8 protein-coding genes are annotated in these 10,924 nt (G+C 69.6%); 4 read left to right on the forward strand and 4 right to left on the reverse strand.

Features of this window, described 5'->3' with window-relative positions; translation table 11 throughout:
* Window positions 1–1,458, reverse strand: a 1,458-nt coding sequence (gene metG, locus PHC73_RS06755) for a methionine--tRNA ligase (protein WP_300126023.1), incomplete at its 3' end; no start/stop codon positions are given.
* Window positions 1,459–1,583: 125 nt separating this feature from the next.
* Between metG and apbC the strand changes: the two genes are divergently transcribed.
* From apbC to PHC73_RS06770, 3 genes are all read left to right on the forward strand, one after another.
* Entirely contained in the window at window positions 1,584–2,675 is a 1,092-nt protein-coding gene (gene apbC / locus PHC73_RS06760; protein WP_300126026.1) for an iron-sulfur cluster carrier protein ApbC, read from the forward strand.
* 10 nt (window positions 2,676–2,685) lie between these two features.
* Window positions 2,686–3,252: a dCTP deaminase gene (dcd, locus tag PHC73_RS06765; protein WP_300126029.1), complete on the forward strand. Its 567-nt coding sequence runs from the start codon at window positions 2,686–2,688 to the stop codon at window positions 3,250–3,252.
* Window positions 3,253–3,387: 135 nt separating this feature from the next.
* A complete protein-coding gene (locus PHC73_RS06770; RefSeq protein ID WP_300126032.1) occupies window positions 3,388–4,155 on the forward strand; it encodes a VacJ family lipoprotein in 768 nt (255 codons plus the stop codon).
* A gap of 97 nt (window positions 4,156–4,252) precedes the next feature.
* On the opposite strand, the gene PHC73_RS06775 is transcribed toward PHC73_RS06770, so the two are convergent.
* The 3 genes from PHC73_RS06775 to PHC73_RS06785 are packed head-to-tail and all read right to left on the reverse strand — an operon-like array spanning window position 4,253 to window position 7,655.
* Window positions 4,253–5,134: a Dyp-type peroxidase gene (locus PHC73_RS06775; RefSeq protein ID WP_366949821.1), complete on the reverse strand. Its 882-nt coding sequence runs from the start codon at window positions 5,132–5,134 to the stop codon at window positions 4,253–4,255.
* 55 nt (window positions 5,135–5,189) lie between these two features.
* The gene (ggt, locus tag PHC73_RS06780) at window positions 5,190–6,860 is read right to left on the reverse strand and encodes a gamma-glutamyltransferase (RefSeq protein ID WP_300126034.1); all 1,671 of its coding nucleotides are present in this window, start codon (window positions 6,858–6,860) and stop codon (window positions 5,190–5,192) included.
* 12 nt (window positions 6,861–6,872) lie between these two features.
* Window positions 6,873–7,655, reverse strand: coding sequence for an SDR family oxidoreductase (locus PHC73_RS06785; protein WP_300126036.1), 783 nt, complete (start codon window positions 7,653–7,655; stop codon window positions 6,873–6,875).
* A 133-nt stretch (window positions 7,656–7,788) separates the two neighbouring features.
* Between PHC73_RS06785 and PHC73_RS06790 the strand changes: the two genes are divergently transcribed.
* The coding region (locus PHC73_RS06790; protein ID WP_300126039.1) for an indolepyruvate ferredoxin oxidoreductase family protein at window positions 7,789–10,924 on the forward strand (3,136 nt) is incomplete at its 3' end.

Genomic DNA, 10,924 nt, shown 5'->3' on the forward strand with positions numbered 1-10,924 from the left:
CAGCAGCCGGAACAGGTTCAGCGCCTGCGTGCACACGCCGTGCGCGTCCGGCAGATGCGCCGGGTCCTTGACCAGCGTCCATGGCGCGGCGGCGGCGATGTACTCGTTGGCCCGATCGGCGAGCGCCATCACCTCGCGCATGGCCCGCGCGTATTCGCGCGCCTCGTAGGCGGCGGCGACCGCGTCGCCGGCGGCGACGAACTCCTCGAACAGCGCCGGCTGCGGCAGCGCATCGGCCAGCTGGCCGCCGAAGTGTTTTTCGATGAAGCCGGCAGTGCGCGCGGCGATGTTGACCAGCTTGCCGACCAGGTCCGAATTGACGCGCGCCACGAAGTCGTCGAGGTTCAGATCAATGTCGTCGATGCCGGCGCCGAGCTTGGCGGCGAAGTAGTAGCGCAGCGGCTCCGGCGGCAGGTGATCGAGCCAGCGGCGCGCCTCGATGAAGGTGCCGCGCGACTTCGACATCTTCTGCCCGTCGACGGTGAGAAAGCCGTGAGCGTTCACCGCCGCCGGCATGGCGTAGCCCGCGCCGTGCAGCATGGCCGGCCAGAACAGTGCGTGAAAGTACAGGATGTCCTTGCCGATGAAGTGCCGCGCCTCGCGCGAGGCCCAGAACTCGCGCACCTCGGCCAGCGTCACGGTGCGGCCTTCGCGCCGGTTCAGCCAGTCCCACAGGCTCGCCAGATAGCCGATCGGCGCGTCCAGCCACACATAGAAGTACTGGTCGTCCGAGCCCGGCACCTTGAAGCCGAAGTACGGCGCGTCGCGCGAGATGTCCCAGTCGGCGAGTCCGGCCTCGAACCACTCGGCGATCTTGTTGGCGACTTCTTCCTGCAGGTGCCCGGCGCGCGTCCAGTCCTCGAGCAGGTCCGCGAAATCGCGCAGGCGAAAAAAATAGTGCTGGGATTCCTTCAGCACCGGCTCGGCGCCGGACAGCGCCGAGCGGGGATTTTTCAGTTCCGTCGGCGCGTAGGTGGCGCCGCACACCTCGCACGAATCACCGTACTGGTCCGCCGCGCCGCAGCGCGGGCACTCGCCGCGGATGAAACGGTCGGCCAGGAACATGCCCTTGACCGGGTCGAACAGGCGCGTGACGCCGTAGCGCACGATGTGCCCGGCCTGCGACAACCGCGTGAAGATGTCCTCGGCGAGCTGGCGGTTCTCGTCGCTGTGGGTGGTGTAGTAGTTGTCGAAGCCGATGCCGAAGTCGGCGAAGTCGGCGCGGTGCTCGGCGCCGATGCGCTCGACCAGCGCTTCCGGCGTGATGCCCTCGGCCTCGGCCCGCAGCATGATGGGCGCGCCGTGCGCGTCGTCGGCGCACAGGTAGATCACGTCGTGCCCCTGCTCGCGCATGGCGCGCACCCACACGTCGGTCTGGATGTACTCGACCAGGTGGCCGATGTGGATCGGGCCGTTGGCGTAGGGCAGGGCGGAGGTGACGAGCAGGCGACGACTCATGCGAAAGGGCGCGGGGCAGGTATAAAAACGGCAGCTTAGCACGGCCCCAAACGGCGCCCATGCTAGACTTTTCGCCCCTTTGCCGGCCGCCGGCGCGGCGCCTCCCCCACACCGACTCCCGCACCATGAGCGACACACTGCGCACCGCGGCCGAAGCCGCGCTCGACGGCATCGTCGACCCTTGGACCGGCGCCGGCCTCAAGCCCGGCCTGCGCGAAATTGCGCTGGCCGACGGCCGCCTGCGCGTCGCGCTCCAACTCGGCTACCCGAGCGCCGGTCTGGCGGGTGATCTCAAGCCCGCCATCGAGGCCGCGCTGGCGCAGCTGCCCGGCGTGCAGGCGGTCGAGGTCACGCTCACGCACGCCATCGTGGCGCACGCCGTGCAGCAGGGCACGCAGGCGATTGCCGGCGTCAAAAACGTCATCGCCGTCGGCTCCGGCAAGGGCGGCGTCGGCAAGTCCACCACCGCCGTGAACCTGGCGCTGGCGCTGGCCCGCGAGGGTGCGCGCGTCGGCGTGCTCGACGCCGACGTGTACGGCCCGAGCCTGCCGACCCTGCTCGGCATCACCGACAAGCCGCGCCTGGTCGAGGGCGACGAGCGGCGCATCGCGCCGCTGATCGGCCATGGCCTGCAGTGCATGTCGATCGGCTTTCTGATCGACCCCGACGCGCCCATGGTGTGGCGCGGCCCGATGGCCACGCAGGCGCTCGAACAGCTGATCCGCGACACCGCCTGGGACGATCTAGACTATCTGGTGGTCGACTTGCCGCCCGGCACCGGCGACATCCAGCTCACGCTCGCCCAGCGCGTGCCGGTGAGCGGCGCCGTCATCGTCACCACGCCGCAGGACATCGCGCTGCTGGATGCGGTGAAGGGGCTGAAGATGTTCGAGAAGGTGAAGGTGCCGATCCTGGGCATCGTCGAGAACATGAGCACCCACATCTGCAGCCAGTGCGGGCACGAGGAGCACATCTTCGGCGCCGGCGGCGGCGCGCGCATGGCCGAAAAGCACGGCGCGCCGCTGCTGGGCTCGCTGCCGCTCGACATCCGCATCCGCGAACAGGCCGATGGCGGGTGCCCGACCGTCATCGCCGAGCCGGACGGCGCGGTGGCGCGCGCCTATCGCGAAATCGCGCTGCGCGCCGCCGGGCGTCTGGCCACGCGCGGCAAGGACTACGCGCGCCGCTTCCCCAACATCACCGTCGTCAACGACTGAGCCCGAGCCCATGACCGTCAAAGCCGACCGCTGGATTCGCGAGCAGGCCGAACGCCACGGCATGATCGAGCCGTTCGAGCCGCGCCAGGTGCGCGAGGTGGACGGCCGGCGGGTCATCTCCTACGGTCTTTCGAGCTACGGCTACGACATCCGCGTGGCGCGCGAATTCAAGATCTTCACCAACGTGCACTCGGCTGTGGTCGACCCAAAGGACTTCGACCAGGGCAGCCTGGTCGACGTCGAGGCCGACGTGTGCGTGATCCCGCCCAATTCCTTCGCGCTGGCGCGCACGGTGGAATACTTTCGCATCCCGCGCAACGTGCTCACCGTGTGCCTTGGCAAGTCCACCTACGCGCGCTGCGGCATCATCGTCAACGTGACGCCGTTCGAGCCCGAGTGGGAGGGCTACGCCACGCTCGAGTTCTCGAACACCACCACGCTGCCGGCCCGGATCTACGCCGGCGAGGGCTGCGCGCAGGTGGTGTTCTTCGAATCCGACGAGCCGTGCGAGGTGTCGTACAAGGACCGCGGCGGCAAGTATCAGGGGCAGGTCGGCGTGGTGGTGCCGCGCCTGTGAGTGAGAATGCTGCCGGGCCGTGCATAATCGGCAGGCGCCGGCGGCAGCGCAAATGAATCGGCGCTGCCCTGAATCCGGCCGGGGTGGCAACCGAATGACAAAGCCAGGCCAACGCAAGCTCGAGGGAGATTCCGCATGAAAAAACACATCGCCGCACTGACGCTGACCGGCGGCCTGCTCGCCGCGCTAGCCGGCAATGCCCAGGCGACCGGCAATGGCTCGGACGACGAGTTTGCGGAATGGGAACAGGACACCACGGCCGAGGTGTACGACCCGCTCGAGAAGATCAACCGCGGCGTGTTCTGGTTCAACGAACAGGCCGACCGCTTCGTCATCAAGCCGGTCGCCAAGGGTTATGACTGGCTGCTGCCCCAGCCCGTCAAGCGTGGCGTGAGCAACGTGTTCGACAACCTGTTCATGCCGGTGGTGGCGGTCAGCGACCTGTTGCAGGGCAGGTTCCAGCATAGCGCCGAGGATGTCGGACGCTTCGCCGTCAATACCACGGTCGGCGTGGTCGGCATTTTCGACGTCGCCAGCGGCTGGGGGCTCGAAGAACGCCGCGAGGACATCGGCCAGGCCTTCGGCGCCTGGGGCATCGGCCCGGGGCCGTACCTGGTGTTGCCGCTGCTGGGCCCGAGCAACCTGCGCGACGGCGTTGGCCTGGTCGGCAATTACTTCCTGCAGCCGCAGCACTACATCGAAGACGACGAAACGCGTTGGGGGGTGGCGATCCTGGAAGGGATCGATACCCGCTACCGCCTGCTCGATGCCAGCAAGGTGCTCGAACAGGCGGCTCTGGACCGCTACGCCTTCGTGCGCTCGTCCTATGCCCAGCACCGGCAGAACCTGATCGAGAACAAGGACGGCGGCGCGCCGGTGCCAGCGGCCAGTTTCGGCCAGTAATTTCCGGCCCGCGGGGCGTCTATCGGGATAGGGGCGGTCAAGCGTCCCGACCACCGCTATCCCGATGTGATGCTGCGGCCATGACCGCAGCGGTCGATCAAATCCCCAGCGCGCGCAGATCGAGCCGCCCGTCGGCCAGCGGCGGACACCAGTAATAGCCTCCCGTCACCGGTCGGGTGAAACGGAACAGCGCATCGGTGATGCCGTCCTCCTGGCCCGCCATGCGCCGCAGCTGCGCCTCGAAGGCGTCCAGGCTGTGCCCGAAGGCGACGAACACCAGCCCGCCGTCGAGACCGCTGGCCCATGGCATGGAGCGACGCACCACGAAGGCGGGCGGATCGAAACTCTCCTGCGCGGTGCGCTTGACATGCGCCGACGGCGGCGCGTCGTCGATCTCCTCGTTGCCGACGCGGTGCCGGCCGATGGACAGGTCCTGCTGGTCGGCGCTCATCGCCTCGAAGCGGCCGAACTGGTGCACCCAGCGCTGCACCGCCACGAAGCTCGATCCATCCAAGCCCGGCCCGCGCCCTTGCACCAGGGCGGCCGCTCGCGCGGCGGCGTCTTTGGGGTTTTCGGTGCCGTCCTCGAAGCCGGTCAGGTCGCGGCCGTCGAGGTACTGGAAGGCGTCGATCGCCTCGCGGCGCACGAAAGCCGGCGCCAGGACCGCGTCGAGCGCGCGCGCCCGGTGCAGCAGCTCGCCGCGGTCGTCGCCGCGCAGCCACAGCCACAGCGCCGCCGGCGTGGCCGGCACGTCGATGCCGGGCGCGCACAGCACCGGAAACGGCCGCAGGCCGTCGATATGCGCACCGAGCGCCTGCACGGTCGACAGGCCGATGCCGGCCACCACCCGCTCGCCATCCACACGGTCGGCCAGGCCGGCGAGCGCCGCCCGCGCATCGCCGCCGGGCGCCAGATCGAAGCTCAGATACACCGCCAGCCGCGGCAGCGGCAGCAGAATGCCTGCTTGCATCGTTGTCACGAAGTCACTCCTGGCAGGCCCGCTGGCCTGCGATTGAACCAAATCTGAACTGCCTTCAGCGCACCGCGGCGCTGCCCTCGCGGCGCGGGTCGCTGGCAGCCTGCATTGTGCCGCGGGCCGGTTGCCAGGCGATCGCCTGCATGTTGCCGTAGCGGCGGTCGACGGCTTTCAGCGTGTGGCCACGCCGCTCGAGGCCGGCGCGCTCGGCGTCGGTCAGCCCCTGCGGCTCGTACTCGACCACGTCCGGCCAGAACTGGTGGTGATAGCGCCCGACGCCGACCCAGGCGGCCGGGTCGTCGTTGCCGGCAGCAAATTCGAGCGCGCCCAGCAGCACCATGCTGATGATGCGGCTGCCGCCCGGCGTACCGAGCACGGCCACCGTGCCGCCGCGGCGCAGGATGGTCGGCGTCATGCTCGACAGCGGCCGCTTGCCGGGCGCAATCGCGTTGGCGAACGAGCCGATCAGGCCGTAGGCATTCGGCGTGCCGGGTTTGGCCGAGAAGTCGTCCATCTCGTCGTTCAGCAAGATGCCGGTGCCGGGCGGCACGAAGGCGCTGCCGAACGGGATGTTCACGCTCAGCGTGGCCGACACCACGTCGCCCGCGGCGTCCACGATGGAGAAATGCGTGGTGTCGCTGCCCTCCGGCGTCGCGGGCGCGCCCGGCAGGCTGGCGCTAGGCGTGGCGCGGTCGGCGCGGATGCCGGCGCGCAGACCGGCGGCGTAGTTCTTGTCGATGAGCTGCCCGATCGGCATGGCGACGAAATCCGGGTCGCCCAGGTACTCCGCCCGGTCGCGGTAGGCGCGGCGCATGGCCTCGATGATGAGGTGCTTGCGCGTGACGGCGTCCCACAGGTCGAGCCGGTAGCCTTCCAGGATGTTGAGCGCGGTCAGCAGCGCCACGCCGCCCGAGGACGGTGGCGGCGCGGTCAGCACGTCCATGTCGCGGTAGCGGCCGCGCAGCGGCGTGCGCTCGACGACCTTATAGTTTTTGAGATCGTCGGCCGTCCAGGCGCCGCCGGCGGCGTTGACGCCCTCGACGATCAGGCGCGCCGTCTCGCCCTCGTAAAAGCCCGCCAGGCCGGCGCGCGCCAGGCGCTGCAATACGGCGGCGAGGTCTTTCTGCACCAGCCGGAAACCGGCCTTGGGCGGCGCGCCTTGATCCAGAAAAATGGCCGCCGCGGCCGGCGAGGCAGCCAGCGCGTCCCGGCGCAGCGCCGTCATCTGCAGGTGGAACGCGTCCGGCTCGAAACCGTCGCTGGCCAGACGAATAGCCGGCGCCAAATCGCGGGCCAGATCGAGCTTTCCGCAGCGTTTGACCAGATGCACCAGCGCCGCGGGCTCGCCCGGAATGCCGGCGGCGAGCGGCCCGTCCAGCGACTTTTGCGCCACCGGCCGGCCATCCGGGCCCAGGTACATGTCGCGCGTGGCGCTTTGCGGCGCCGTCTCGCGCGCATCCACGAACAGCGCCTGCCCGCCGCGGCGTTCGATCAGATAAAACCCGCCGCCGCCGATGCCAGAGCTGGCTGGCTCCACCACCGCCAGCGCGGCGCTCACCGCCACCGCGGCGTCACAGGCGTTGCCGCCGGCCGCCAGCACCTCGAAGCCGGCCTCGGTGGCCAGCGGGTGGGCGCTGGCGACGGCGCCCAGGCGCGGCTTGGCACCTGCCGGCAACGCGAGCAACAGGCTTATGACGACGACGACGAAGGCGCGCATGGCGGCGATCACGTGCAAGCCTCCTTACATGCCGGTGAAGCAGGCGCCGCCGTCGACCGAGATCATCTGCCCGGACACGAAATCCGACAGCGCCGAGCACAGGTAGATGGCGGTGCCGACCAGGTCGTCGGCGTACTGCTCGCGGCCCAGCGAGCAGATGGCGCGCATGGCGTCGGTGATGCCCTCGGCGTGGTTCTCGCGCATGATGTCGAGGCTCGCCTGGCTCTGGATGAAACCCGGCACCAGCGTGTTGACGCGGATGCCGGCCGGCCCGAGCTCGCGCGCCAGACACCGCGTCATGGTGGCCACGGCGCCCTTGCTGACCACGTAGTGCAGCAGATGCGGGTTGCCGAGCTGGATGGTGTTCGACGAGATGTTGACGATCTTGCCGTAGCCCTGCTTGCGCATGGCAGGCACCACCGCCTTGCAGGCGTGCCACACGCCGGTGACGTTCACTTCCAGCATGCGCCGCCAGGCGTCCTCGGGAATCTCGTCGAACGGCAACATGCGCGCGCCCTCGCTGTGGGCGCTCGGGCCGAACATGGCGGCGTTGTTGATGATGCCGTCGATGCGGCCAAAGGCCTTTAGCGTGGCGTCCGCCATCGCCATGCAACTGGCCATGTCCGTCACGTCGAGCGGCACACCGGTACCGCGCCCGCCGAGCAGGCCGACCGTGTCGCTGCAATCGAGAATGTCCGCCGCCACCACGCGGGCGCCGGCCTCGGCGAGTCCCTTCGCGTAAGCCTGGCCGATGCCGCGGGCGGCGCCGGTGACGATGATGACGCGGCCGTCGAGTAATGCGCTCATGAATTGCTCCTGCCGGTTTCTGGCGATGCCGAACCGCAGTCTAACCGCGCCGCAAACCGCGCGTTGGCGCCTGCGTGACGCCAGCGTTACGCTTGCAGGTCGATAGCGACGATCCCCCTTTGCGGAGCCTTGCATGAGCCTGCTGCCGGTCAGCCTCGACGACAAATACACGCAGCCCCACGGACGGGTGCTGGTTTCCGCCACGCAGGCCCTGACACGCTTGCTGATGGAGCAGCGCGTGCGCGACCAGGCGGCGGGCCTGAACACGGCCGGTTACGTGTCCGGCTACCGCGGCTCGCCGCTGGGCACGCTCGACAAGGCGCTGTGGAGCGCCGGCGAGCACCTCAAAGCCCATCACGTGCTGTTCCGCCCCGGCGTGAACGAGGATCTCGCCGCCACCGCCATCTGGGGCACACAGCAACTGAAGGTGTTCGAAGGGGCCCGCTACGACGGCGTGTACGCCATGTGGTACGGCAAGGGCCCTGGCGTGGAGCGCAGCGGCGATGCCCTGCACCACGCCAACCTCGCCGGCACCGCGCCGTACGGCGGCGTGCTGATGGCGGTCGGTGACGATCCGGTGTGCCACTCCTCCACCGTGCCGCAGCAGAGCGAGTTCGCGCTGATGGCGGCCGGCATTCCGGTGCTGGCCGCCGGCAGCGTGCAGGAGGTGTACGACCTGGGTCTGGCCGGCATCGCCCTGTCGCGCTTCGCCGGCGTGTGGGTGGCGCTGAAGCTGGTCACCGATGTTGCCGAATCGACCGCCGTCATCGATCTGGATTCCCCCGGCAGCCGGGTGGTGATCCCGGCCGACTTCGTCATGCCGCCGGACGGCGTGCACCTGCGCGTGCCGGACTGGCCGACCTTCCAGGAAGAGCGCCTGGTGCGCTACCGCCTGCCGGCGCTGCAGGCGGCCGTGCGCGTGAGCGGCCTCGATCGGGTGACGCTGGCCAGCCCCGCGCCGCGTCTTGGCATCGTCGCCTTCGGCAAGGCGCACGAGGACCTGCGCCAAGCGCTGCTCGACCTCGGCCTCGACGACCGCCAGGCAGCCGAGCTCGGCATCAGCATCTACAAGCCGGCGCTGATCTGGCCGCTCGAACCCGAAGGCCTGCGCGGTTTCGCCGACGGCCTCGAAGAACTGCTGGTGGTCGAGGAAGGCCGGCCGATGCTGGAGGGCCAGATCAAGGACCTGCTGTTCGCGCTGCCGGAAGCACGCCGCCCGCGCGTGCAGGGCAAGCGCGACCTCGAAGGCCGCGTGCTGTTTGCGGAACACGGCGAACTGACGCCGCGGGCCATCGCCCGCGTGCTCGGCGCGCGCATCGCACCGCTCGCGCCGCAGGCCGGCATCGAAAGCCGCCTGGCGCTGCTCGAGGGCCAGCGCGAACGCTCGCGCAGCTATCAGGCCAAGTTCCAGCGCACGCCGTATTTCTGCTCCGGCTGCCCGCACAACACCGGCACCCGCGTGCCTGACGGCTCGGTGGCGCTGGCCGGCATCGGCTGCCACTTCCTCGCCCAGCGCATGGAGCGCAACACCAAGACCTGGACCCACATGGGCGCCGAGGGCGTGACCTGGGTCGGCATGGCGCCGTTCACGGACTTGAAACACGTGTTCGTGAACCTCGGCGACGGCACCTATTACCACTCCGGCCTGCTGGCCATCCGCCAGGCCGTCGCGGCGGGCGTGAACGTCACCTACAAGATTCTCTACAACGACGCGGTGGCGATGACCGGCGGGCAACCGGTGGACGGCCCGATCAGCGTGGCGCAGATCACCCACCAACTGCACGGCGAGGGCGTGCAGCGCATCGCCGTGGTGTCCGACAGCCCCGACAAGTTCCGCCGCCGCGAATTCGCCGACGGCACCACGCTCGACCACCGCGATCGGCTGGATGCCGTGCAGCGCGAGCTGCGCGAGTACCCCGGCGTGTCGGTACTGATCTACGAGCAGACCTGCGCCACCGAAAAGCGCCGGCGACGCAAGCGCGGCAAGCTCGCCGAGCCCGACCGGCGGGTTTTCATCAACGACCGCGTGTGCGAGGGCTGCGGCGACTGTTCGGTGAAGTCGAACTGCCTTTCGGTGCTGCCGCTGGAGACCGAATTTGGCCGCAAGCGCGCCATCGACCAGTCCGCCTGCAACAAGGACTACTCGTGCCTGAAGGGCTTTTGCCCGAGCTTCATCACCGTGCACGGCGGCAGCCTCGCCCGCCGGCGCGGAACCGCGGTGCCGACCGAGCTGCTGCAGCACCTGCCGGAACCGGCCGTGGCGCGGCGCGACGGCGCCTTTGCCATGCTGATCGCCGGCATCGGCGGCATGGGCGTGGTCACGGTCAGCCAGCTGCTGGCCACCGCCGCGCACATGGAAGGCCGCCACGCCCTGACGCTGGACGACACCGGCCTGTCGCAGAAATTCGGCTCCGTGTTCAGCCACCTGCAGATCGCCGATCGGGCCGAATCGCTGCACGCGGCGCGCGTGGGCGACGGCAACGCCGATTTGCTGCTGGGGCCGGACCTGGTCACCTGCGCCAGCGAGCGGGTGCTGGCCAAGGCGCGCGCCGGCCACACCGCGGCGGTGGTCAACACCTACGAACAGATGACCGGCGACTTCACCCGCCGGCCGGATCTCGAGCTGCCGAGCGCCGACCTCAAACACGCCATCGGCGAGTTCTGCGGCGACGGCAACGCGCATTTCGTGGACGCGACGCGCTTGTCGCGCCAGCTGATCGGCGATGCCATCGGCGCCAACATGTTCCTGCTCGGCTACGCCTGCCAGCGCGGCCTGCTGCCGCTGTCGCCGGCCGCCATCGAGCGCGCGATCGCGCTCAACGGCGTGTCCGTGGACGGCAACACCAGCATCTTCCGCTGGGGCCGCCTCTATGCCGTGCAGCCGCGGCAGGTGGAGGACATCGCCGCCGCCGGCCACCAGGTCGGCCGCGGCGAGCAGTTCTCGCACGATCTGACTAGCCTCATCGCCCGCCGCGTGGAGGATCTCACCGCCTACCAGAACGCCGCCTACGCGGCGCGCTACCGGGCATTGGTCGAGCGCGTGGAACAGGCCGAGAAGTCCCGCGCCCGCGGCATGACCGGCCTTACCGAAGCGGTGGCGCGCAACTACTACAAGCTGCTCGCCTACAAGGACGAGTACGAGGTGGCGCGCCTGTACACCGACGGCGAGTTCCTGACCAAGCTGCGCGAGACCTTCGCCGGCGACACGCGCCTGCGCTTTCACCTGGCACCACCGCTGCTGGCGCGGCGCGATCCGGTCAGCGGCGAAC

The organism is Immundisolibacter sp. (assembly GCF_028696615.1).
In the GTDB taxonomy this organism is placed as follows: domain Bacteria; phylum Pseudomonadota; class Gammaproteobacteria; order Immundisolibacterales; family Immundisolibacteraceae; genus Immundisolibacter.